The sequence below is a fragment of the Nocardia inohanensis NBRC 100128 genome, from assembly GCF_001612945.1.
GTDB classification, from domain to species: Bacteria; Actinomycetota; Actinomycetes; order Mycobacteriales; family Mycobacteriaceae; genus Nocardia; species Nocardia inohanensis.
On record NZ_BDBK01000007.1, the window covers coordinates 1 to 24,299 of the forward strand.

The following is a 24,299-nucleotide window of genomic DNA, read 5'->3' on the forward strand; positions in this document are numbered from 1 at the left end:
GATTACTTGCGGACCACGGTTTCCCAGCCGGTGACGGTCTCGGGCAGGCGGGGGGCCGGGCCGGTGTAGATGGCGGCGGGGCGCACCAGCTTGCCGAGCTTCTTCTGTTCGAGGATGTGCGCGCACCAGCCGGCGGTGCGGCCACAGGTGAACATGGCGGGCATCATATGGGCGGGGACCTCGGCGAAGTCGAGGATCACGGCGGCCCAGAATTCGACGTTGGTCTCGATGGCGCGGTCGGGGCGGCGCTCGCGGAGTTCGGCGAGGGCGGCCTGTTCCAGCGCCGCGGCCACTTCGTAGCGCGGGGCGTCGAGGCGCTTGGCGGTCTCGCGCAGCACCTTGGCGCGCGGATCCTGGGCGCGGTAGACGCGGTGGCCGAAGCCCATCAGCTTCTCTTTGCGGTCCAGGATGCCCTTGACCAGAGCCCGTGCGTCACCGGTCTTTTCGACGGCTTCGATCATCGGGAGCACGCGGGCGGGCGCGCCGCCGTGCAGCGGGCCGGACATGGCGCCGATCGCACCGGAGAGCGAGGCCGCCACATCCGCGCCGGTGGAGGCGATCACACGCGCGGTGAAGGTGGAGGCGTTCATGCCGTGCTCGGCCGCGGACACCCAGTAGGCGTCGATGGCCTCGGTGTGGCGCGGGTCCGGGTCACCCTTCCAGCGGGTCATGAACCGCTCGGTAATGGTGGCCGACTCGTCGATCTTCTGCTGCGGCACGGCCGGCTGGTAGATGCCGCGCGCGGACTGCGCGACATAGGACAGCGCCATCACCGAGGCGCGCGCGAGGTTCTCGCGGGCGGTGTCGTCGTCGATGTCCAGCAGCGGCTGGTAACCCCAGATGGGGGCGAGCATGGCGAGCCCGGCCTGCACGTCGACGCGGACGTCGCCGGTGTGGATGGGCAGCGGGAAGGGTTCGGCGGGCGGCAGGCCGCGACCAAATTCACCGTCCACGAGCAGGGCCCAGACGTCGCCGAAGGTGACGCGGTTGCCGACCAGATCCTCGATGTCGACGCCGCGGTACCGCAGCGCGCCGCCGTCCTTGTCCGGTTCGGCGATATCGGTGGTGAAGGCGACCACGCCTTCGAGACCGCTGACGAAGTCGACTGGGACGACTGAGCTGGGAACCGCAGCGCTGGCAGTCATGTAGTGACTCTCCTTGCAAATCGGGCCGCCCGATCTCTGGGCAGCCTCGCCGATCTCCTAGACCTTAACGCGCGCATTACTGCGGAGTAACGTCTGGTCCATGGTTGACCAGGAGAAATTCGCCACTTCCGAGCTCGATATCGCCGCCATGCGGGTGGAGTACGGGGTGGACCAGGGTGACAATCATCCGGGCCTGGAAACCGACCTTGACGAGAGCTGGCTGGCCGACGGCTGGGAGCCCTTGCTGCGCAATTGGATCGAACACGCCACCAGCGCCGGGGTCACCGATCCGAACGCCATGGTGCTGGCGACGGTGGAGCTCACCGATTCCGGGCCGCGCCCGGCCACCCGCACCGTGCTGTGCAAGGGTCTCTCCCCCGAGGGTGTGACTTTTTACACGAATTACGAATCGTTCAAGGGGCGGGCGCTGACCGAAACCCCGTACGCGTCGGCCACCTTCGTCTGGCCCGCGCTGGGCCGCCAGGTCACCGCGCGCGGTCCGGTGCGGCGGGTCGCGCCCGAGCTCACCGAGGTCTACTGGCGATCGCGGCCGCGCGGTTCGCAATTGGGCGCATGGGCCTCCCGGCAATCCCGGCCGATCGCCTCCCGCGTCCAGCTGGACCAACAATTGACCGAGGTCACCGCGCGTTTCGAAGGTGTGGACGCGATCCCGGTGCCGCCGTTCTGGGGCGGTTTCCTGCTCCAGCCCGAGACCCTCGAGTTCTGGCAGGGCCGCCGCAGCCGCATGCACAACCGCCTGCGCGTCACCTTGGAGGCGGGCGACACCAACGTCAGCGCCATGAAAGTCGAACGCCTGCAACCCTGATCAGGCGTTCCCGCTGCCGGGGTCAGAGGCGAAGCCCCTGAGAGTTGCCTTTCGAGCTTGATCGCAATAGTTCGAGTCGTGGGATGAATCACCGGTAAATGACTGCCGCCAGGCAATTCGTGGCGTTAATCTCACGCCGGTGAAAGTGCTCGCCGATATAACTCCGCTCCGGAACCCCGACTATCGCCGCCTGTGGACCACCGGCGTCGTCACCGTCATCGGAGCGCAGCTGTCGGTCGTAGCCGTGCCCAAGCAGCTGTACGACATCACCCACAGCTCCGGCTATGTCGGCCTCGCCGGACTCTTCGGCCTCATCCCCCTGATCATCTTCGGTCTCTGGGGCGGCGCCCTCGCCGATGTGATGGACCGCCGCAAACTGCTGCTCATCACCAGCGCCGGCACCGGCCTCACCGCCCTGGCCTTCTGGGCCCAGGCCGCCGCGGGCCTGAACAATGTCTGGCTGGTGCTCGGCCTCTTCGCCGTCCAGCAAGCCTGTTTCGCGGTCAACCAGCCCGCCCGCAGCGCGATCTACCCGCGCCTGCTGCCCGAAGACCAACTGCCCGCGGCCAATTCGCTCGCCATGACGGTCATGCAGTTCGGCGCGATCGCGGGCCCCGTGGTGGCGGGCATGCTGATCCCGGTCGCCGGCCTGTCCACCCTCTATCTCCTCGATGCCGTCGCCCTGCTCGCAACCCTGTGGGCCACTTGGAAACTCCCGCCCATCCCGCCCACCGGCACCGCCCGCCGCGCCGGCCTGCGCGAGGTCGCCGACGGCTTCGTCTACCTGGCCACCCAGCGAATCCTGCTGGCCTCCTTCGCCGTAGACGTGGTCGCCATGGTCTTCGGCATGCCCCGCGCCCTGTTCCCCGAGATCGCGCACGACACCTTCCCCGGCGGCAATGACGGCGGCACCGCCCTGGGCCTGCTCTTCGCCGCCATGTCGGTCGGCGCGGTGCTGGGCGGCGTCTTCTCCGGCTGGCTCTCCCGCATTCGCCGCCAGGGCCTGGCCGTGGTGATCCTCATCGTGCTGTGGGGCATCGGCATGATCGGCTTCGGCCTGGCGGTCGGCGCGGCCGGCCACACCCTCAGCACCACCGTCGCCCTCTGGATCGCCTTCTCCTGCCTGGCATTCGGCGGCGCGGTCGACATGTTCTCCGCCGCGCTGCGCACCACCATGCTGCAATCGGTGGCCACCGACGAGATGCGCGGCCGCCTCCAGGGCGTATTCATCGTCGTCGTGGCGGGTGGACCACGCATCGGTGATGTTGCGCACGGTTTCGCGGCGGCGGCGGTGGGTACCGCGGCGGCCGCCGCCGGGGGTGGCGTACTGGTCGTGATCGGCATGGTGATCTCCGCGCTGATCTTCCCCGCCTTCGTGCGCTACCGGGTCGCGCGTGCGCATTCGGTGGTCGCGGCCTGACCCGTCCTACGGGCAGTTCGACATTCACCGAAGGCCGCTCATCCGGGAGCCTGCCGCGTCGATCATTCCGGGGGCGCGGCGCGTTCATGCCGATAGCACATGACCGCACCGCACCTCACCTCGTAACGGGGTGACTGTGAGGTAGTAAAGGGTGACCCTCATTAGTCGGGCGTAACGCCCAGCGGCTAGCGTTGACTCAAGCGCATCGTGCGCCACCGCGTCCGGTGCCTACGGTTTCAAGCCTGAGAGGGATCCTTCCGTGCCCGCTGAGAACATCATCAACGTCGACGACGACGCCAAGCCGGTACTCACCTACCCCGGCGGCGAGTACCCGATGACCGTCGCCAAGGCCGTCGAGGGCAATGACGGAATCGACCTGGGCAAGCTGCTCGCCAGCACCGGGTACGTGACCTACGACCCCGGCTTCATGAACACCGCGTCGACCAAGTCGGCCATCACCTACATCGACGGTGAAGCGGGCATCCTGCGCTACCGCGGTTACCCGATCGAGCAGCTGGCCGGGAAGTCGACCTTCATCGAGGTCTCCTACCTCCTCATCTACGGCGAGCTGCCGACCCAGGCCCAGCTCGACGACTTCACCAACCGGATCCGCCGGCACACCCTGCTGCACGAGGATCTGAAGCGCTTCTTCGACGGCTTCCCGCGCAACGCGCACCCGATGCCGGTGCTGTCGTCCGCGGTGAACGCGCTCTCGGCCTACTACCAGGATTCGCTGGACCCGCGCGATCCCGAGCAGGTCGAGCTCTCCACCATCCGCCTGCTGGCCAAGCTGCCGACCATCGCGGCCTACGCCTACAAGAAGTCGGTCGGTCAGCCGTTCCTCTACCCGGACAACTCGCTGTCGCTGGTGGAGAACTTCCTGCGGATGACCTTCGGCTTCCCGGCCGAGCCGTACGAGGTCGACCCCGAGGTCGCCGCGGCGCTGGACATGCTGCTGATCCTGCACGCCGATCACGAGCAGAACTGCTCCACCTCGACCGTGCGCCTGGTCGGCTCCTCCGACGCCAACCTGTTCACCTCGGTGTCCGGCGGCATCAACGCGCTGTGGGGCCCGCTGCACGGCGGCGCCAACCAGGCCGTGCTGGAGATGCTGGACGAGATCAAGGCCAATGGCGGTGACGTCAAGGAGTTCGTCCGCAAGGTCAAGAACAAGGAAGACGGCGTGAAGCTGATGGGCTTCGGGCACCGCGTCTACCGCAACTACGACCCGCGCGCGACCCTGGTCAAGAAGGTCGCCGACAGCATCCTGGCCAAGATCGGCGGCGACGACCAGCTGCTCGACATCGCCAAGGCGCTGGAAGAGGCCGCGCTCACCGATGACTACTTCATCGAGCGTCGCCTGTACCCGAACGTCGACTTCTACACCGGCGTCATCTACCGCGCGATGGGCTTCCCGACCCGCATGTTCACCGTGCTGTTCGCCATGGGCCGGCTGCCGGGCTGGATCGCGCACTGGCGTGAGATGCACTCCGAGCCGCTGAAGATCGGCCGTCCGCGCCAGATCTACACCGGTTACGGTGAGCGCGACTACCACGACATCAGCGGCCGCTGATGCGCTGACGCGCAATAGTTTTCGGCTCCGCCCGCACCGATTCCGGTGCGGGCGGAGCCATTTCGGCGGGGCTCGGCCCAACCCACCCGTCCACCCCCGCCGCCACATCGTGGCGGCGGGGTTTTTCGTTTACAAGAAAGCTTTAAGCGTCTTGTTGGCCGCGCCCGGCATTGTTCTTCTTGCGAGGCCGACCACCGGCCCCGCAACGGGGGGAAGTTGGGGGGAAGGCCCCGGAGGCACCTGTCACGGCGGGGAGGACAGGTGCCTCCGGGTGTTCTTTTCGATCGGAAATATTCGGATGCGGCGCGATCGCCGACCTGTCATCGTCGGATGATGGCATCCCCGAATGGCGTCACGATCCGTTCGGCCACCGAGGACGACTGGCCGCAGATCAACGAACTTATCGAAACCTGCTTCGGCTTCCGGAACGTTCCCGAAGAGATCCCCATCAAGAAGGAAATCTTCCCGATCGACCGCGCCCTGGTCGCCGTCGACGACGGCCGCATCGTCGGCCACACCGCCGACCGGCACATGACCCTCACCGTTCCCGGCGAGCGCATCGCCGAGGTCTGCGGCGTCTCCGGCGTGGTGGTCGCGCCGACCCATCGGCGCCGCGGCATCCTGCGCTCGCTCTACACCGAGCTGCATCAGCGCGTCGAGGACGAGGGTCTCCCGCTGACCGTCTTCACCGCCAGCGAGGGCACCATCTACGGCCGCTTCGGTTACGGCCCCAGCATGGTGGTGCAGTCCATCACCATCGATCGCACCAAAGCCGTATTCCGCTCCACCACACCGGATCCCGGCGGCGTGCGAATGGAATCCCCGGCGGCGGCCCGCCCGCACGTGGAGGAGATCTACGACCGCTGGCGGCGGCTGATCCCCGGCGCACAGGTCCGGCCGGCGGCCGACTGGAACCTGATGTTCACCGACTCCGAAGCGCATCGGCACGGTGCGACAAGCCTTTTCGCGCTCACCCACCCCGACGGCTATGCGCTCTACCGCCGGGACTGGCGGGAGAACGATCAGGCCGTCGCGATCGTGACGGAGTTCCGCGCCGTCACCCCCGAGGCGCATATCGCGCTGTGGCGGGTGCTGCTGAGCTTGGACCTGGTCGGCAAGGTGGAGGCGGACATCGCCCCGGACGATCCACTCCCCTACCTGCTGACCGACCCGCGACTGGTGAAGCCCGGCAGCCGCTGGGACGGGCTGTGGACCCGGCTGATGGACGTGCCCGCCGCGCTCGGCGCGCGCGACTACGCGACGGACCTGGATCTGGTTGTGGCAGTGGAGGATCCGTTCCGCGATGCGGGCGGCAACTTCGCGCTGCGGGTCCGGGACGGCGTGCCGGAGTGCGAATCGACCACCAGAACACCGGATATCGAGCTCGGAATCGATGTGCTGGGTAGTCTGTACTTCGGTGCGCATCGAGCGCGAGTCTTCGCTGCCGCCAATAGAATCCAAGCCAAGGATCCAGACGTCCTGCGCGCCTTCGACGCCGCGTTCGTTCCCGAACGCGAACCGCAGATCGGCTGGTTCTTCTGAGTTCCCCCTGCAAGGGAAACCAGGGCCGGGCGGTGTCAGCGATGGCGCCGCCCGGCCTTTCCCGCGGCGGCGAATCAGGGTTTTCCCGGTGGTCAGGCAGGCCGGTGCGCTGGCATGCTGGAGCCATGAAACCCATCCAGCTGATTCTGAACGTCCTGTGGTTCGTCCTGGTCGGATTCTGGATGGCGCTGGGCTACGTGGTGGCGGGCCTGATCTGCTGCATCCTGATCATCACGATCCCGTGGGGCATCGCGTCCTTCAGGATCGCCTCGTTCGTGCTGTGGCCGTTCGGACGCGAGGCGGTGGAGAAGCCCGGGGCGGGCGTGCCGTCCATGCTCGGCAATATCGTCTGGATCGTCGTGGCGGGCTGGTGGCTGGCGCTGGGGCATCTGTTCACCAGCATCGCGCTCGCCATCACCATCATCGGAATCCCGTTCGCCTGGGCCAACCTGAAGCTGATCCCGATCTCGCTGTTCCCCCTCGGCCGCGAGATCGTCCCCAGCGACCGGGCTTTCGGGTCCTAGTCCCGCCCATGGGGTTTCAGGGCTTGCCCGAACGGCCCCGGGATCGTGTCCGCGCCCATCCCATGGGTTTCAGGGGCTTGTCCCTGAGGGTCCCGGGAGTGGGATTACTCCGATTCGTCGACGATCTGCTTCATGATGCCCACGGCCTCTTCCAGGACGGCGATCTGCTCGGCGCGCAGGCCCGAGAGCTGATCGGTCATCCAGGCTTCACGCGCCTGGTTCTCGTCGGCGATGAGGGCGCGGCCGGCGTCGGAGAGCGACACGATGATCTGCCGCCCGTCGGTGGGGTGCGGGTTGCGTTCCACCAGGCTCATCTCCGACAGCGAGGCGATGACCCTGGTCATGGAGGGCGGCTGGACGCGCTCCTTGGCGGCGAGCGCGCCCGGCGTCATCGACCCTTCGCGATTGAGCGTCGCGAGCGCCGACAGCTGGGTCAGCGAAATCTGGGCATCGGCGCGCCTACCGCGCAAATGTCGCGTCAAGCGCACCACCGCCAGCGAGAGGTCACCGGCGAGCGCTCGAATATCGGAAGGCGTTGTCACAGAGGCAAACGATACGTGACGCCTCGCGCACGGGTCGGGTGTTCGCGTTGTCCGGCCCGCACGGTCTCCACCTGCGGCGTCCCCCGCGCCACCAGTGCGCGAACCTACCGGTACGCAAGCCGAATGTTCGCGGCGGAACGGGCACCGGGCCGCGCGCCGGGCATGCCCCGCGCCCGCGCTCTAGGCTGGAGCGCGTGACCCAGCCCGTCCCCCAGATCCCGCCGCGCCTTACCGACCCGCGCCCGGTGCTGGCCGTCGGCTCCCTCGCGTTCCTCGTCGCCACCATCGTGGTGTGGCTGAACGACGCCTGGGCCACCGCCCGCCCGATCTGCCTGATGGGCATGGCGGTGGGCCTGCTCGGCTACACCATCTTCGCCATCCAGCGCCGCAGCGCGCGCCGCGGCGACAAGGGCGCGCAGCTCGGCCTGGATTAGCTTCAGAGCACGTCGAACTCGCCGCTGATGCCGGTGAAGGGGATGAGCGCGCCGTCGGCCGTCAGCTGATCGGCGAAGTGCTGGAACCGGTATCGGCCCGGGGCGGCATCGCCGGGAATGTCCCAGGTGAAGCGGGCCACCGAGACATCGGTCCCGCGCTTGCTCCAGAAGAACTTCACATCCCATTCGCCTTCGTTGGCGACGCGCTGCCAGCCGGATCCGTTCCGGCGCTGCACTTCCAGGAAGGTGCCGTTGCGACGGGTGTTGTGTTTCGGGTGGGCCGAGACGAATTCGGCCTGTGCCTGCTCACCGCGCGCGTACGCGGCCGCGGGCTGGGTGAGCACATCACCGAAGGTGGTGCCGGGCAGGGTCGCATCGGGACCGGGCGCGGCGACGAAATTGGGCTGGAGGTTGGAGACGTCACGCGGCGCGGGGCCGCGCGGCACCGTCTGCCGGGCCGCGAAAGCCGTTGCCAGGCGGTTGAACTCCTGCTGATAGGCGGGCAGTGTATAGCGGCCGTAGAGCGTCGACCCGCCCTCGTACTGTTGCGCGTCGTACTCCTCCGGCGTCGCCACGTACTCGTGATAGGCGTTCGCGTACCCCTGCATGAGCACCTGCTCCAGCGGCACGCCCAGCGCGGCCGCCACCACCCGGCGGATGCGCAGCCCCGACACGATGGTGAATTCCGCACCGCCACAGGCCAGATAGAGCTCCCCGATCCGCACCAGCTGGATCGGCACCACGCTCGGCACCCACGGCACCGGCGGCATGATGCCCAGCGGGGCGACGATCGCCTTGGGCGCCTGCGCGTCCGCCAGCCAATCGGGCACCGGCGCGTTCGCCCCGCCGAGCGCGTCCACGAACGGGTTTCGCACGCCCTCCGGAATCGGCACGCCGGGCAGCCCCGGGCCGTCCTCGGTGCTGCCGGCGATGAGCGAGACGCCCGCGCAGGCCGCGGCGGTGTGCCGGTTCTGCCCGCTGGGCGTCCACTTCCCGTCCACCTCGATATCGGCGATGTCGATGTAGCAGAGCAGGCTGTCCACCGGTCCGCTGATGGCGCGCGCGGCGGCCAGTGCGGATTTGCCCGCGCGATATTGCCGTTCGCCGATGATGCGGGTGTTGTCGAACTCGTTCTGCGTCGGTCCGTCGGTCGGGTGAAGGTTCAAGTTCGGTGACATATCACCGGAATTGGTCTGCGGGAACGCGGCAATGAAATCCGCGCCGTCGAGGTATCGCACGCCGTGCTCACCGTGTTCGGCGGCGAACGACGCATAACCCTTGTTGTCGGCGCTGATGAGCCGGTTGCTGTTGCTCATCGAGGTGTTGTGGGTGGCGAACCAGGTGATCCGGCCGACCTCTTTGCCGCCTTTGCGAAGCGACAACACGGTGACCGCCGGATCGATCGCGTCCGGGAAAACCTGTTTGTCGCTATCGGGATTGCGTTCGAAGGCGACCCGGGAGCGATTCACGCTGGCGTCGTGCAATTCCCCGCGCCCGAGTTCCAGGGTGCCGGGCGAGAGATCGGCGTCGGCGGCGGCGATGGCCTCCACGATGCCGTTCACCTCGGCGTCGTAGACCTGCTGCTGGAAGCCGAGAATCGAGAGGTTGTAGGCATAGTCGTGGCTGGAGCCGCCGCAGGTGGCGTGCGAGTGGGTGGAGGTGAGCAGCACGTTCTGCTCGGTGTAGCGGTCGCCGAAACGCCGTGCCAGCTCCTGCATGACGCCGCGGTGCACGGACTGGAAGATCATCCCGTTGTCGGCCACCAGGTAGACGATCCGCCGTTCACCGCTGTCGATGATGTAGGCGCGGGCGCGCGGGCGCAGGTGAATTCCGGCGGTGTCCTGCCCGAATTGCGAGTAGCCCATCATGCCGCATTCGGCTGCGGGGCCGGTGATGTCGGAGATCCCCACCCCGATGCGGTAATCGCCGCCCGCCGCCCGCGCCTCACCTTCGGACATCGTCAGGTGTGCGGAGACGGCGAAGGCGGCCGAGCCCGCCGCCGCGGTGGCCAGCACCGTCCGGCGCGAAACCGTCGTTTTCCCGGTGGTTACGTTGTCCGACATCGCCATTCGAGCCTCTCTACTGTTGATGAGCAGCGAACCACAGAACTGGACGTTCGTCCAGGCCAGACTCGGCAAGCGAACTTTCCGAGCGGGCGAATTGACTGCACGCGCAATGGACGCTTAACTCTGCGGAGTGTCCTCCCGATTGAGCGTCGAAGAACGACGGGCCCACCTTATCGAGGCCGCCATCGGCCTTGCCGAAAAAAAGGGCGTGGCAGGAGTTACCACGCGCGATGTCGCGCAAGCTGCCGGTGTTTCGCTCGGTGTGGTTCATTACTGTTTCGAAAACAAGGACCAACTCATGACAGAGCTGGTCAAGGCCCTCTCGATGGAATTGCGAGATTCCGTCGATGCCAACGAAGCGGTATGGCAAGACGTCGGAACCGGAAAAGAAGCGCTTCAGAAATTGGTGCGCGCTGGACTGGAACTCATGTGGCTCAACATCGAAGCCACTCCCGAACGTCAACTACTCACCTACGAAACAACCACCTACGCACTTCGCGAAGGCGAACAAACTCCGGCAAAACTCGCAATCGCGCGCGAACAGTACAAGTTCAACGACTCCACCGTCGCCGACATCATCGAGCATGCGCGCGAAGCCACCGGCACCCAGTGGAATGTCTCCGTCGCCACGCTGAGCCGGTTCATGCTGGCCGCCATCGACGGGATCGTGCTGCGCTGGCTGGTCGACAACGACAGCGCCGCGGTGCGCGAGCAGCTGGATGTGCTAGCCGGGATGATCGTCTCGCACTCCGCCTGAAACCCTTCCACCCCAATACCATTCGCGCCCGCCGCACAGACCGTGCGGCGGGCGCGGCTCGTTCTGGGCCGATAGGCGCGGGCGCGGCCCGTCCTGGAACCGGAGGCACGGACGCGCGACCGGTTCCCGGAAAGCCCCGGACTAGGGGCGCGGGCCCACCTGGACGTGAGTGGTGTCGCCGTCCTCCCACCAGGTGACCGGCACGGTGGCCTCGTAAGCGCCGGTGAAGCGGACGCGCAGGTCGTCGTGCAGCACCAATTCGCCTGCGGGAGCGGGCAGGTCGAATTGCAGGCGGAGCAGCACGCCCAGCGGGTCCGCGGCCCAGGAGGTGGGGCGGCCGGAGCCGACCACCTCGGCGGTGACCACTTCCGAGGCCAGCGGCAAGCCCAGCAGGTCGGAAAGGGCTGCGGCGGAGGCGATATCGCCGACCACCAGGCGATCGGCGGGCAGCGCGGGACCGTAGGAGGCACGGTCCAGGACCATGGCGTCGGCCGAATCGACGACCGCGCCGGACAGCGCGCGGACATGATCCGGCAGGGACAGGTCCTCCAGATCCAGTCGGCCCGCCTCGAAAGCCTCCGCCAGTAGCTGGTGGGTCTGCGAAATCGCTTCGGGGAGCGGCATTCTCGCCGGGTCGGCGAGCGCGTCCAGCAGCTCCTCCGCGAACGCCGGGGTCATCACCTCGGGGGCGGCCAGCACCCCGCGCAACACGGTGAGGTCGAGCGCCGGGAAGCCCGGGAGCTGCGGCAGCAGGCCCGCGAAGAGCTTGTCGTCCGGATGCCGCATGAGTCCGAGCGGGATGCCGTCGATGCAGGCGTGCTGCCGCAACCACCACGCGGTGTAGCCGTCGCGATCGGCGAGCAGGGCGCGGGTGCTCTGGTCATCGAGCAAGAGCCGCAGGGCTTCCGGCCATTCGGCCTCGTCGACCAGGTCCAGGTCGCGCACGGCGACGAGTTCCCGCGGATCCGCTGCGAGGGTCTCCCACCAGGTCTCCTCGTCGTCGAGGTGATGCTCCGGCCCCGTCGGATCCGATTCGGTGACCAGCGTGAAACCCCAGCCGACACCGATGGCGCGCAAGGCATCCGCGCCGTACCGCTCCACCGTCTCGGGGTCCACCGTGGTGAACGGCGAATCCTCGACCAGCACGCGGGCCAGCGGCGCGTCCGGCAGCAGCAGTTCGTCGGCCGGCGCCGATTCGCCTGTCACATCCGGCAATTCGAGCAGCCCGAGCCAGGTCGGCAGCACCCCCGGGGCGGCATTGGCGTGGCGGGCCAGCCCGAGCACCGCCTCGACGGTATCCGGATCGCTCGGATCATCCTCCAGGATCGCTTGCAGCGCCGGATCACTCAGCAGATCCTCCGGCGTAGCCGTCCGCGCACCCAACCGGCCCAGCAGCTCGTGCGCCGCCTCCGGATGCGCCAGCCGGGCCCAATGCACCGGGATCGCCGTCTCCAGCTGATCATCCAGCACCACGGTGCGCGGCCCGGTCACCACCCGGCCGTCCACCAATGGCACCGAGAGCGCCCCCAGCTCCTCCACCGACAGCGGATCCCCCGCGAACGGATCCAGGGCGTCATAGAGCGAATACCACCACTGCGGTTCACGCTCCAGGCTGCTCGACAGCTCCGCGACCCGCACCAGCCCGACCCGATGCACATCGAGCACCGCCAGCGCGTCCGCGTAGTTCCGTCCGGAGAGCTCCGGAATCACCAGCGGCCCAACCATTTCGGCCAGCAGCGGAGCCAGCTCCGCGGTAACACCGGTAAACACACTCGCCCGCTTCGGCGCGGCCAGCCCCTCGCGCACGACCGATCGCTCGCCGGCCGCACCGAGCGGCACCGCCTTGACCCCCAGCTCATCGAACGGAGGCAACTCGACCCTGCGCTCCGCGCTGTCTGAACCCTGCGCAGCCTGCACATTCGGGCCCGGCGCAGCCTGCGTGTCGTTGTCGTGCGCAGCCCCTGCGGTCGGGCCCGGCGCGGTGCGAGTGTCCGGATCGCGGGTGGTCTGCGCGGCCGCGCTGTGTGCGCCGTCCGGCACCGGGCCGGCTGCGGGGGGCGACGAGAGGTCCAGCTCGTCCTCGAACAACTCGCCCTGCACCGGGAATGCGGGTCGGCCCGCCGGCGACAGCAACTCGAACTGTTCGGGCGCGGTGCGCGCGGATCTTGCAGACGAGGCACGCGACGCTGCGGCGGAGGGATTGCGCGATGCGGCGGAGGCGGCCGAACCCTGGGCAGCGGCGGACGAATCCGCGGCGGAGGCACCGGGCGAAGTCTGGGCAGCCGTGGTGGGTGCAGTCGAATGCGGGGCAGCGTTGTCGGATGGAGCGGGATACTCAGCCGTGGCGGTCGCGAATTCGGTTTCGGCCGAATCGATCTCGGGCAGGACGTCCGGCAGCGCGGATCGCGCGGGCGAGCCCGCGAGTTCGGTGCTGCCGCCGAGCACCGGCAGCCATTCGTGCTCGCGGAGTTCCGCGATCAGGGCTTCGCGGAGCAGGCTGTCGGCTTCGCTGCGGGCGAAGCCGGGCAGCGGGACCAGCACGAGGCGGTCGCGGGGCGGAAGGGCGCGCGCGAAATCGGCGTAACCCGAGGCGAGTGCGGCGATATGCGCTCCGGGCAGCAGGCGGCGGCGATCCGGCTGCATGGCGATATCGGCAATGAGCAGGGCGGGCAGCGAGAGCTCTTCGTCCGACCGGGTCGGTGCGCGCAGCACATCCGGACCGGTGGCGACCGGACGGCCGTCGCGGACCGGCAGCAGCCAACGGGCGCGCGCGGTGTGGTATTGCCACCACACCCGCTCGTCCTCGTCCACGCCGGCGATCCGGATCTGCTGCAATCCGTCCGCGAGATCCTCGGTGGCACAGGAGATCTCGTCGTTCCCGATCCGGATCTCACGCAGGGCGGGCAATTCCAGCAGCAGGTCGACCGCTTCGTCCCGCATCCCCGCGATCAAGGCGTCGGCATCCACGTCCGCACGCAGCCGCAGCACGATCTCACTGTCGAACCCGGCCACCGGTTCCGCCGCGGCCGGCCAGGCCAATCGCAGCGCCGGCGCCAGGAATTCCTCGGGCCCCTCCGGAATCGCGATCCCCTGCGCCGCCAACTCGGCGAGGGTATCGGCCCGCGAGAACCGCACCGACCCACCGCTGGACCGGAACTCCGCCGCATCGGCCACGCTCAGCACGGCGGTGAACCCCACCCCGAACCGTCCCACCGCGGCATCCCCGCCGCTCTTGGCCGAGGCTCGCAACGCGGTCAGCGCGTGCACACCCGAAACATCCAGCGGCACACCGGTATTGGCCACATGCAGCGCTCCGCCGTCGAGCCACACCGCGATCCGCCCCGGCACTCCGGCCTTCGCGGCGGCATCAGCCGCGTTCTGCGCCAGCTCGGTGAGCACCCGATCCCGATACCCGGCCCGCACCAGGTCCGCCTCGGTAGCCGAATCCTCCCGCAACCGCGTCGGCGAATCCCGCCAAGCCGCCAGCACCCCGGCCCGCAACCCCGCCGTCCCGAACGGATCCCCGACCTCGACCGTCACCGGCTCTCACACCCTTCCCGCCGCGCGGCAGCTGCCGCGGCTCCGCCAGAAAACACCTGACCGTACCGGTCTCGATCCACACCCGTGACGCCGCCACAGGCTCCGGCCCCCAGCCTGCTCCGGGACCACGACGAAACCATCCGAGCCACCCCGAACCACCACTCGCGCACTTGCTGCACCGGGAACCACGCGCCCCGGCCCGGGGCCACGAACCCCTACTGCGACGGATTCGGTTGCGCCGCCGCTGAATCGACGAGGGGTGACGCCGGCGGCTTCGACCTGTACCGCGCACGCCGCATTCGTTCGCGCCGGGGCTGAACCTGCGGGCCGGACCCGCTACTGCTCCGAAATGTCGGAATCGCGCTGGGTGAGAGCCGTTTCCGGCTCCACCTTCACGGCGGTGATCGCCCAGGCGTCGTCGTAGCGAGCGTCCGGGTCCGCGGTGTCGAAGAGCGTCACCGCGCCGGTGTCGGTGTCGGCGACCGCCTCGACGACCTCCGCATCGGCAGCGGCGGTCGGCGCGGCGGCGTCGGACGGCGCCGCGGCTTCGACGGAATCCGCCTCTACCACCGCGGTTCCGGTCTCCGGTGCTGCTGCGACCACATCGGCCTGCGCCGCATCCTCGGCGGCCGGTCCGGTCGCGTCGACAGCGGTCAGCACGGTCGACTCGGTGGCGGCGATTTCGGTGACGGCGGCGGCGTAGACCGTCGCGGTTTCGGCGGCGGCCACGGCGGCGGCGAGGGATTCGACGGTGAGGACCGAATCGGCTTCGGGCTCCGCGATATCGGATAGGGGGGCGGGTTCCGGCTTGCGGAGTTCCTCGGCGGGGACGAACTCCACCGCGGCGTCGTCGTACGCCTCGTAGAGGGGGGAACCGCCGCCGGTGGGGATCTCGACATCGGAGTGCGCTCCGCAGCCGTAGTCGACGTGCACCACGTGGCCGTCGGCGCCCATGGCATTGGCGCAGACGCCGAAGGCGGAGCGGAACGAACCCGCCAGCGGGACGAAGAAACCGCAGACGCCGCAGCTGCCGGGGGCCGAGCGGGCCATTTCGGTGTCGGGGCCGTACTCGGAGAACCAGCGGTCGGCGGCTTCCTCGCGGCCCTCGCGGGACAGCACGCGGGGGCGGCCGAGGCCGAGTTCGAGGGCCACCTCGTCGACGACGGGATCGCCGGACAGGACGTAGCCGGGCAGCAGGCGCGGGTCGTCGGCGGGCGTCGCGAGCAGATCGCCGGGCGAGAGGTCGCCGGGGCGGACGCGCTGGTCCCACGGAATGAAGTCGGGGGCGACGAGGGCGTCGGGGCCGGGCAGCAATGCGGACTCGCTGACCGTGGCGTAACCCGCCTCGGGGGGAGCCGCCACCACGACCGCCCACTGCCAGCCGCGATAGCCGGGCAGCGTGGCCTCGAAGTGGTGGGTGGCCGAGGATTCGTCCTCGGCGGTCACGCCCAGATGGGCGCCGACGCCGATGGGCTCCAACTCCATGAGCGCACGGCGAGCCAGGTCGACCGCCTCCGCCAGGATCGGCCGTACAACGGACTCCGAAACTCCAACCGCGCTCACGCCCTACATTTTGCCGTATGGAGCGCAAACGTCGTGCACCGGTAGTCAGCCTCATGATCGTGCTGTCCACAGCTCTGGGGCTGGGCGGGGTGAGTTCGGCCTGTACCCGCGACACGGACGACACGCCCCGCCTGCGTGTCGAGGTGATCGCGACACGCCCGCACGACACCGCGGCTTTCACCGAAGGGCTGGAAATGGACGGCGATGTCCTCTACGAAAGCACCGGGCTGCCCGGGCAGTCGTTCGTCCGCGCGACCGGCCTCAGCGGTGGCGGCGAGCCGGTGCGCGCGGATCTGCCCGCGCCGCTGTTCGGCGAGGGCATCACCCGCGCGGGAAACACGCTCTGGCAGCTCACCTATCGCGAAGGCATCGCCATCGCCCGGGATCCGGTCACCTTGGCCGAGCTGCGCCGCACCACCTACGACGGCGAAGGCTGGGGATTGTGCACACGCGCCGGGCGCGTCGTCATGAGCAACGGCACCGGCACCCTCACCTTTCGCGATCCGGAAACCTTCGCGGTCACCGGCACCGTGACCCTGAACGGCCGTAAGAACTCCAAGCTCAACGAACTCGATTGCGCCCCGGACGGTTCCGTCTACGCCAACGTCTGGCCCTCCGACACCATCCTGCGGATCGATCCGGACAGCGGCGACGTCCGCGCGGTCATCGACGCCTCCGGGCTACTCCCTCGCACCGCCCGCACCCCCGAAACCGATGTGCTGAACGGCATCGCCCACCTGCCCGGTACCGACCGTTTTCTCCTCACCGGCAAGAAATGGCCGACCAGCTACGAGGTCCGCTTCGTAGCGGAGTGAAGGGAAGTTTTCCGGGGGCGAGCACCCCCGGACCCCCGCAAATGGCGCCCCGGCGCGGAATTGTGGCGGTCATAACCAGCCGTCGTGCAGCCGCTGCCGGGCGACACTGCAAGAATTGGGGGCGTGACTGCTCCCCGTGAACCTGGTGCCGATTCCGGTCGGTGGGGCGACGAGGAGTCTCCACTCATCGAACGACACCCCGGTTTCGACCGGTATCCGCCCGCGAATTCCCCAGCGCAGCGACCGGTTCCGCGCCGCCCGGACGAGCCCGAGGTACCGGGTTTCCTGGCGCACCGCACGCCCACGCGCCCGTACGAGAAGCATCCGGAACCGCCGCGCGCACAGGCCCGGCAGCAACCGCCGGGCGAACCGCCGCACGCGCCGGGCCCGGACCCCACCCGCCCGATGGCGCAGGCCCATGATCCCGAGCCGGATCACCCCGACGCGGGATTGCACAAGCCCCCGCGCAAGCTGACCGTGACGCGGGTCGCCGCGCGCCGCAGCATCGAGCTGACCGAACGCGGTTTCGCGACCTTCAAGCGCGCCGCGAAGGCGGACGGCGCGGAGGAATCCGGGCTCACCGCCCTGGTCTACGCCACCATGGCGAACTTCGCCACGGATGCCGCGGTCGCGGTGGCCCTGGCCAACACCCTGTTCTTCGCCAGCGCCACAGCCGAATCCAAGACCAAGGTGGCGCTGTACCTGCTGATCACCATCGCCCCCTTCGCGGTGATCGCACCCTTGATCGGCCCGATGCTGGACCGGCTCCAGCGCGGCCGCCGCATCGCGCTCTCCATCTCGTTCGCGATCCGCGTGTTCGTGGCCCTGATGCTCATCTTCAATATCGACAACTGGGCGCTGTACCCCCTGGCGCTCTGCATGATGATCATGAGCAAGTCGTTCTCGGTGCTCAAGAGCGCCGTCACCCCGAGAGTGCTGCCACCGGGAATCGACCTGGTGCGCACCAACTCCCGGCTCACCGTCTTCGGCCTGGTCGGCGGCACGCTGGGCGCGGGCGGCGTGGCCGGGCTGATCGCCATGGTCATGGGTTCGATGGGCGCGCTGCTCTTCGCCGCCGCCCTGGCCGGCGCGGGCGCCTACCTGAGCTTGCAGATCCCGTCCTGGGTGGAGGTCACCGAGGGCGAGGTCCCGGCCACCATCGGCTATCACGGCTCGGACGCCCGCACCGAACTGCTCGATCCGAACCAGCCCACCCAGGTGCTGCCGAACAAACGCCGCCAGCCGCTGGGCCGTTCGGTGGTGACCGGCCTGTGGGGCAACGGCACGGTCCGTATCCTGACCGGCTTCCTCACCTTCTACGTGGCGTTCGTGGCCAAGGCCACCGAGCATCGCCCGGTGCAGCAGGCCGCCATGCTCGGCGTGGTCGGCGCGGCCGCGGCCATCGGCAACTTCACCGGCAATGCCACCGGCGCGCGCATGAAACTGGGCCGCCCGCAATTGATCGTGCTGCTGTGCACCATCGCCTGCGTGGGCATCGCGGTGGTGGCGGCGTTGCTGGACAACCTGATCGGCGCGGCGGTCGCCACCTTGATCGCGGCGGGTGCGAGCGCGCTGGCCAAGGTGTCGCTGGATGCCTCCATCCAGGACGATCTGCCGCCGGAGTCCATCGCCTCCGGATTCGGCCGCTCCGAGACCGTGCTGCAACTGTCCTGGGTGATCGGCGGCGCGATGGGCGTGCTGCTGCCCACCGACTGGTGGAAGGGCTTCGCGGTCGTCGCCGGAGTGATGGCGCTCGGATTGATCCAGACGGTGGTCAGCTACCGTGGGCATTCGCTGCTGCCCGGTTTGGGCGGTAATCGACCTCAGCACGCGAAGCAGGAAGTCCCCGGCGCACACGGCGCGGGGGAACCGGCCTAGTCAGGGACAAGGAATCAACGGTGAGCCAAGTCAAAGCCCGCACGCTCGTTGCCGCACTAGTGGCGCTGCTCGTGGTGGCGGTGGCGTACTTCGGCGTGATCGCGATGGTCGCCCGCGATGCGGAGCGGCCGGAGCCGGAGATCACCGCGTATTCGCACGGCAAATCGGTGGCAGTGCAGCCGTACCAGTACTGCGATGTGCAGATGCGCGATTGCAAGATCCTGCCCGCCGAGGACATGTCGGGTTTCCCGGTGCCGCTGGAATGCGTCGCGGGACAACCGGATTGCCACACCGGTAAGCCGGTGGATCTGCGCGTGCCGGGCGGCGACCCGTTGCAGTTGTCGCTGCCCAAGGACATCGCGGGCAAGCCGTGGCTGATCACCGCCATCTACCGCACACCCAGTGGCGCGACCGCGCAGAACACGGTCAGTTTCATGGATTACGACAAAGGCACGGTGGCGGTGACGATTCCGTCGCTGAAGGAGCTGAAGCTGGTGGTCGTCGAGGTGCAGCTGCCGATTCTGGTGCGCGACAACACGACCGGCCAAGAGGGCTACCTGCCGCATCAGGCGTGGTCCATCCACACCGAGGTCTAGCCCACACCGAGGTATAGCGACGACGAAACAGGCCCGGAAGCAAGCGCTTCCGGGCCTTTCGCTCGCCGGAACGAAAAGGTCCCGGAAGCCGCTGCCTCCGGGACCTTTTCAGCTTTCAGTGGTCGACCTAGTGGTCGAGCTCCCGCGCCACCCCGCGCACCACTTCGGCGATGCGCTGGGAAGTCTTGCGGTCCGGGTACTTTCCGCGCCGCAGATCCGGCTGCACCTTGGTCTCCAGGATGGTGATCATGTCCTCGATCAACCCGTGCAGTTCGTCGGTGGACTTGCGCACCAGCGGTGCGTCGGAGCTCTTGCCGCGCCGGTCGCCGCCGCGCTCGCGCTCGGTGCGCAGCGACGGCGGGGTCTCCAGCAATTTCAGCGAAAGCGCCTGCGGCCCACGGCGACCCGCGGCCATCCCGAATTCCACCCGCTGCCCGGGCTTGAGTGCCTCTACACCGTCAGGCAACGCCGACGATCGAACGTAGACGTCCTCACCCTCATCCTGGGAAAGGAAGCCGAAGCCCTTTTCGACGTCGTACCACTTCACCTTGCCGGTCGGCACTGCGCTCACCCGTTCGTCATTCGATGCCCGGGAAGTTCCGGGCACAGTCGTGGTCGACGGGCGAGTCACGCCCGCAACCTTTTCGTTTGCGATAAAGAAGCGCGCCCCACACAGCTATGCAGGACGCGATTGTCTTCGAGTCTACCCCGGTGTGAATAGCGCGAGCACATGAGTTTTACGGTCTGAATGTGCCAGATACCTCTTCCGAGCAGTCTCCGCGCAGGTCCGCGAACTGGCTGCTCTATCTCGCTCTCACGCTGCTGTCGGTGGGATTGCTGGCGGTGATCGCCGCCTTCGGCATCGGCCTGCTGACCGATTACGAACCCGGGGTGTGGCTGTATCTCGTCGCCATGGCCGGCACCGCGTCGGGCTTCCTGCTGGCCCTGGTGTTCGCGCTGTGGTCGGGTCGCCGCGCGCGCTGACCGCGTGCGGGCGGGAGCGTGCGCGGGCACTCCGCGACACCCCTGGTTGCCCGGTTCGTTACCCGGCTACACCTGTGATCTTCATCACATAACGGAACGGTCACAGCCGGGTGACAGCCCCCTATCGGCGCGGACACGCCGTGACCACCTGCACAGAAGCCGAACGGAACCGCTTGCCCCGGTTAGCGACCCGCACGGACACGACGGTTACCAAATGGTGATTTTTCCCGGAGTCCGTCGTAATGTCTGTCACCAGCCGGGTCAGCCCGGCGCCACCGGCCCGCCGCACCGAACCTCACCCGCGGGCACGGACCCCAACTGGAACCAGGGTGAGGGCGAGGAACAGCGCGCACCAGCGCGCCGGAGCGGACGACCTCTCAGTTCGCCCCCGGTAGTCGGTCTCGCAGGAGCGTACGAGAGGAAACGACCAGAACATGAGTGGACGCCATCGCAAGCCGAGTAACACCGGCCGTACCGTCGCCAAGGTTGCCCTGACGGGTATCGCCCTGGGCGGGGCCGGAGTCGCACTGGCCGGAAACGCCAGCGCGGCACCCGACTCCGACTGGGATCGCCTCGCTCAGTGCGAAGCCGGCGGCAACTGGGCCATCAACACGGGCAACGGTTTCCAGGGCGGGTTGCAGTTCTCGCCCAGCACCTGGACCGCACACGGCGGCGGCGAGTACGCCGCGACCGCCAACCAAGCCACCCGCGAACAGCAGATCGCGGTCGCCGAGAAGGTGCTCGCCTCGCAGGGCTGGGGCGCCTGGCCCTCCTGCTCCTCGAGCCTCGGCCTCTCCAGCGGCGCCACCCAGCGCTCCGCGCCCTCCGCCGCCGACTCGGCCCCCAAGTGGAACCCGCAGGCCGCGCAGGAACAGGTCGCCGACAGCAGCCAGCAGGTCTTCCAGGCCGTGGACCGCGCCATCGAGGTGGTGCAGCAGCAGGGTGTCAACATCCCGCAGCAGGCCCTCGACTTCCTCAATGCCACCAAGGCCAACAACACCAAGTTGGATCCCTCGGTCGTCAACTTCTTCGAAGCGAACAAGAGCTTCCTCCCCCACTAGGACGCCCGCGTTCGCGCTACGCAAATGCCCCGCATCACTGAAGATGCGGGGCATTTGTGTGTTGCGGGAACGGTTTCGGCCCGATCGTCGTGCGGCGGGCAAACTTCCGGGTGCCGGACAATGCCGTCCGCGGGGGCTCATGCCAGAATGAGCGCGTGGTGAACAAGACGAAGAAACCCTATGTGGACAACGGCTGGCCCGAGACGGCCAACGGCGATCACGCGGTCACCGAGCTCTCCTCGGCCCGTTCCGGCAGCCTCTCGCCCTACGGCGAGGACACCGAGTTCCCGCTCCCGGCCGATCAGCTGCCCTACGTGCACCCGCACACCGTCATCAATCGCTGACGGCCCGTACCGGCACCTGATGCGGTCAACGGCGCGACTCGCTGCGCAGCGGCCGCCGCGCACCCGACAACTGTCGCCCGCGGCGGCCGTTGCACCGCGCCCTGGATTGCCTACGCGCCGTGCCCATGTCACGGCGGGTTGCCGCGCCACCCTCGCGGTCCCGATCGCGGCCGGCCGGTGCCCAACCGCCTTTTCGCCCGTGCGCCGGGCCGAGACCGCTCGCGCGGACCTCGGCCGTCCGAGTCCCGTACCGGCTACCACTACTTCGCGGCCGTCGCGCGGCGGCCGCCCGGATCGGACGCAGTGACCGAGACCGCCACCTCCACCGCCGGATCCGGCGATTCCGCGACCGCCGCGACCCCGGACGGGCCGGTGCTGTCCGAATGGCTGGCCAAGCGCAGTGACGAGGATCTGGTCACGCTGCTGCAATTGCGACCGGATCTGGCCGTCCCGCTGCCCGCTTCGATGGCGGTGCTGGCGGCGCGCACCGAACAGCGGGCCTCGGTGCTGCGGGCCACCGACGAGCTGGACACGCTCGATTTCGCGGTCATCGAAACCCTTGTGGTGGAAGGCGCGGCCGATGGGCGGCGCGGACAGCCGGTGCCGCGCACTCGGCTGCGCAAGCTGCTGGGTGATCGCGTCGCGCCGGCCGCGCTCGGGGCCGCCATCGAGCGATTGCGCAGCCGGGCGTTGATCTGGGGGCCCGACAAGGCATTACGGCTGACGAGCGCGGCGCAGGAGGCGCTGCCGTGGCCGCTGGGCAGCACCACCGAGCTGCCGGACGCGCTCACCGAACCCGAGATCGGCACGGCGCTGGCCGGATTGGCGCCGCCGGAACGCGGTCTGCTGGAGAAGCTGGCCGGGACGGGGCCGCGCGGGCGCACCCGGGATGCCGCGCCGGGCACGCCCGCGGATCGGCCGGTGCAGCGGCTGCTGGCATTGCGGTTGCTCAACTGGATCGACGAGGAGACCGTCGAACTGCCGATCTCGGTCGGTCAGGTGCTGCGCAACGAACCGGTCACCGATCCGCACGCGCTGACGCCGCCGCAGGCCGAGCAGAAGAAGCACGCGCCCGCCGATGTGAACGCGGCGGCCGCCGGAGAGGTCGGCGAACTGCTGCGGCATGCGGGCGATGTGCTGGAGGTGCTGGGGCGTACCCCCGCACCCGTGCTGCGCTCCGGCGGGCTCGGCGTGCGCGAATTGCGCCGCGTCGCAAAGCAAACCGGGATCGACGAGAACCGGATCGGATTGCTCGCCGAGGTGCTCGCGGCGGCCCGGCTGCTGGACAAGGGCACCCCCGAACCCATGCCCGACGGCGACGGCACCGAGGACTATTGGGCCCCTACGACGACCTCCGACGCCTGGTCGGCCGTGGTGCCGCCGCGCCGGTGGGTGGTGCTGGCGCAAGCCTGGCTGGACCTGGACCGCTGCCCGTGGATGATCGGCATGCGCGACGCCAATGACAAACCGCTGGCGGCGCTCTCGGCGGAGCTGCGCAATGTGCACGCCGTGCGCGATCGGCGCGCTATCCTGGGGCTGCTCGCCGAATACCCTTCCGGCACCGAGGTTTCCGCCGCCGACCTGGGCCGGGTGCTGGCCTGGCGGCAACCGCGCTGGCGGCGGCACTACCGCATGGAGGCGGTGACCAACACCCTCGCCGAAGCGCAGACGCTGGGCCTGGTGGCGCGCGGCGCGGTCACCTCCGCCGGCCGGGCGCTGCTGCACGGCAGCCCCGAGGACGCCGAATCGGAGATGGCGGCCGCCCTGCCGGAACCGGTGGATCACGTTCTCGTACAAGCGGATCTGACCGTGATCGCCCCCGGCCCGCTCACCCCCGAACTCCAGGATCGCGTCGCCCTGGTCGCCGATGTCGAATCCGCCGGCGCCGCAACGGTTTACCGGCTCAGCGAGAGTTCGGTCCGGCGCGCGCTGGACGCCGGCGCGACCGCGGCCGAACTGCACAACCTGTTCACCACCCATTCCCGCACCCCGGTCCCGCAATCGCTGACCTACCTGATCGACGATGTGGCCCGCCGCCACGGCCGCCTGCGCGCGGGCATGGCGCAATCGTTCCTGCGCAGCGAGGACCCCACCCTGCTCGCCGAGGTACTGGCCGCCCCCGTGGCAGCCCAGCTGGCCCTGCGCGCCATCGCCCCCACGGTCGCCATCTCCCAGGCCCCGCTCGGCGAACTCCTCGAGCAACTCCGCGCCGCCGGCTTCAGCCCCGCCGGCGAGGACTCCTCCGGCACTGTCGTGGACCTGCGCCCCCGCGGCGCCCGCCTGCCCGGCCGCACCAATCAGCGCCCCGGCTGGCGCCCGAACCCGCCCAGCACCGAACAACTCCAAGCCCTGGTAGCCGAACTCCGCGCCGGCGATCGCGCCGCCACCGCCCGCTCCGGCCAGACCGTCCGCGCCGACGGCTCCCGCACCAGCACCGCCGCCACCCTCAACCTCCTCCAACTGGCCGTCCGCACCCGCCGCCCGGTCCACATCGGCTACGTGGACGCCTCCGGCGTAGCCACCCAGCGCATAGTCGAACCCCTCAAAGTAGGCGGCGGCCAACTGGACGCCCTCGACCCCGTAACCGGCTCCGTCCGCCACTTCACCCTGCACCGCATAGCCTCGGTCGCCCTGGTCGAGTAGACCGCCCGAAAACGAAGCAGCCCCCGAACTCCGACGGGTTCGGGGG

20 protein-coding genes are annotated in these 24,299 nt (G+C 69.0%); 14 read left to right on the forward strand and 6 right to left on the reverse strand.

What is annotated here, in order from left to right; translation table 11 throughout:
• Positions 1–2: 2 nt before the first annotated feature.
• A complete protein-coding gene (locus NI1_RS14120) occupies positions 3–1,145 on the reverse strand; it encodes a citrate synthase 2 (RefSeq protein ID WP_067819778.1) in 1,143 nt (380 codons plus the stop codon).
• A 100-nt stretch (positions 1,146–1,245) separates the two neighbouring features.
• Here NI1_RS14120 and pdxH point away from each other — a divergent pair, with 100 nt between their 5' ends.
• From pdxH to NI1_RS14145, 5 genes are all read left to right on the forward strand, one after another.
• Positions 1,246–1,971 (forward strand): pyridoxamine 5'-phosphate oxidase, encoded by a 726-nt coding sequence (pdxH, locus tag NI1_RS14125; protein WP_067819779.1) that lies wholly within the window; start codon positions 1,246–1,248, stop codon positions 1,969–1,971.
• Positions 1,972–2,110: 139 nt separating this feature from the next.
• Positions 2,111–3,391, forward strand: a complete 1,281-nt coding sequence (locus NI1_RS14130) for an MFS transporter (RefSeq protein WP_067819782.1) — start codon at positions 2,111–2,113, stop codon at positions 3,389–3,391.
• 259 nt (positions 3,392–3,650) lie between these two features.
• Positions 3,651–4,964 carry a citrate synthase gene (locus NI1_RS14135; RefSeq protein ID WP_084523192.1) on the forward strand — a complete coding sequence of 438 codons (1,314 nt, stop codon included), beginning with the start codon at positions 3,651–3,653 and terminating at the stop codon, positions 4,962–4,964.
• Between the two features lie 330 nt (positions 4,965–5,294).
• Positions 5,295–6,506 carry a GNAT family N-acetyltransferase gene (locus NI1_RS14140; RefSeq protein ID WP_067819786.1) on the forward strand — a complete coding sequence of 404 codons (1,212 nt, stop codon included), beginning with the start codon at positions 5,295–5,297 and terminating at the stop codon, positions 6,504–6,506.
• A 125-nt stretch (positions 6,507–6,631) separates the two neighbouring features.
• Positions 6,632–7,030: a YccF domain-containing protein gene (locus NI1_RS14145; RefSeq protein ID WP_067819789.1), complete on the forward strand. Its 399-nt coding sequence runs from the start codon at positions 6,632–6,634 to the stop codon at positions 7,028–7,030.
• 104 nt (positions 7,031–7,134) lie between these two features.
• Here the strand turns inward: NI1_RS14145 and NI1_RS14150 are convergent, their stop codons facing one another.
• Complete coding sequence (locus NI1_RS14150; RefSeq protein ID WP_067819792.1) at positions 7,135–7,572, reverse strand: MarR family winged helix-turn-helix transcriptional regulator; 438 nt, start codon at positions 7,570–7,572, stop codon at positions 7,135–7,137.
• 194 nt (positions 7,573–7,766) lie between these two features.
• On the opposite strand from NI1_RS14150, the gene NI1_RS14155 reads away from it, so the two are divergent.
• Positions 7,767–8,006, forward strand: a complete 240-nt coding sequence (locus tag NI1_RS14155; protein ID WP_067819795.1) for a DUF2530 domain-containing protein — start codon at positions 7,767–7,769, stop codon at positions 8,004–8,006.
• Between the two features lie 2 nt (positions 8,007–8,008).
• Here NI1_RS14155 and NI1_RS14160 read toward each other — a convergent pair whose 3' ends face one another.
• Positions 8,009–10,075 carry a neutral/alkaline ceramidase gene (locus tag NI1_RS14160; protein WP_245663216.1) on the reverse strand — a complete coding sequence of 689 codons (2,067 nt, stop codon included), beginning with the start codon at positions 10,073–10,075 and terminating at the stop codon, positions 8,009–8,011.
• A gap of 139 nt (positions 10,076–10,214) precedes the next feature.
• Here NI1_RS14160 and NI1_RS14165 point away from each other — a divergent pair, with 139 nt between their 5' ends.
• Positions 10,215–10,829 carry a TetR/AcrR family transcriptional regulator gene (locus tag NI1_RS14165; protein ID WP_245663217.1) on the forward strand — a complete coding sequence of 205 codons (615 nt, stop codon included), beginning with the start codon at positions 10,215–10,217 and terminating at the stop codon, positions 10,827–10,829.
• 141 nt (positions 10,830–10,970) lie between these two features.
• Here NI1_RS14165 and NI1_RS39290 read toward each other — a convergent pair whose 3' ends face one another.
• Positions 10,971–14,369, reverse strand: coding sequence for a sacsin N-terminal ATP-binding-like domain-containing protein (locus tag NI1_RS39290; protein ID WP_245663218.1), 3,399 nt, complete (start codon positions 14,367–14,369; stop codon positions 10,971–10,973).
• Positions 14,370–14,705: 336 nt separating this feature from the next.
• Positions 14,706–15,932, reverse strand: coding sequence for a DUF3027 domain-containing protein (locus NI1_RS40250; protein WP_439957257.1), 1,227 nt, complete (start codon positions 15,930–15,932; stop codon positions 14,706–14,708).
• Positions 15,933–15,949: 17 nt separating this feature from the next.
• Here NI1_RS40250 and NI1_RS14180 point away from each other — a divergent pair, with 17 nt between their 5' ends.
• From NI1_RS14180 to NI1_RS14190, 3 genes are all read left to right on the forward strand, one after another.
• Positions 15,950–16,747: a glutaminyl-peptide cyclotransferase gene (locus NI1_RS14180; RefSeq protein ID WP_067819800.1), complete on the forward strand. Its 798-nt coding sequence runs from the start codon at positions 15,950–15,952 to the stop codon at positions 16,745–16,747.
• 123 nt (positions 16,748–16,870) lie between these two features.
• On the forward strand, positions 16,871–18,625 hold the full coding sequence (locus NI1_RS14185; protein WP_067819802.1) for an MFS transporter: 1,755 nt from the start codon (positions 16,871–16,873) through the stop codon (positions 18,623–18,625).
• A 20-nt stretch (positions 18,626–18,645) separates the two neighbouring features.
• Positions 18,646–19,221: a DUF2771 domain-containing protein gene (locus NI1_RS14190; RefSeq protein WP_067819810.1), complete on the forward strand. Its 576-nt coding sequence runs from the start codon at positions 18,646–18,648 to the stop codon at positions 19,219–19,221.
• Between the two features lie 127 nt (positions 19,222–19,348).
• Here NI1_RS14190 and NI1_RS14195 read toward each other — a convergent pair whose 3' ends face one another.
• Complete coding sequence (locus NI1_RS14195; protein WP_067819818.1) at positions 19,349–19,783, reverse strand: cold-shock protein; 435 nt, start codon at positions 19,781–19,783, stop codon at positions 19,349–19,351.
• A 188-nt stretch (positions 19,784–19,971) separates the two neighbouring features.
• On the opposite strand from NI1_RS14195, the gene NI1_RS14200 reads away from it, so the two are divergent.
• The 4 genes from NI1_RS14200 to NI1_RS14215 all read left to right on the forward strand — a co-directional run bounded on the left by NI1_RS14200 (position 19,972) and on the right by NI1_RS14215 (position 24,253).
• Complete coding sequence (locus NI1_RS14200) at positions 19,972–20,205, forward strand: hypothetical protein (RefSeq protein WP_067819821.1); 234 nt, start codon at positions 19,972–19,974, stop codon at positions 20,203–20,205.
• 434 nt (positions 20,206–20,639) lie between these two features.
• Positions 20,640–21,266, forward strand: a complete 627-nt coding sequence (locus NI1_RS14205; RefSeq protein ID WP_067819824.1) for a transglycosylase family protein — start codon at positions 20,640–20,642, stop codon at positions 21,264–21,266.
• A 155-nt stretch (positions 21,267–21,421) separates the two neighbouring features.
• Positions 21,422–21,610, forward strand: coding sequence for a hypothetical protein (locus NI1_RS14210; protein ID WP_067820496.1), 189 nt, complete (start codon positions 21,422–21,424; stop codon positions 21,608–21,610).
• A gap of 303 nt (positions 21,611–21,913) precedes the next feature.
• Complete coding sequence (locus tag NI1_RS14215) at positions 21,914–24,253, forward strand: helicase-associated domain-containing protein (RefSeq protein WP_067819827.1); 2,340 nt, start codon at positions 21,914–21,916, stop codon at positions 24,251–24,253.
• Positions 24,254–24,299: the final 46 nt, after the last annotated feature.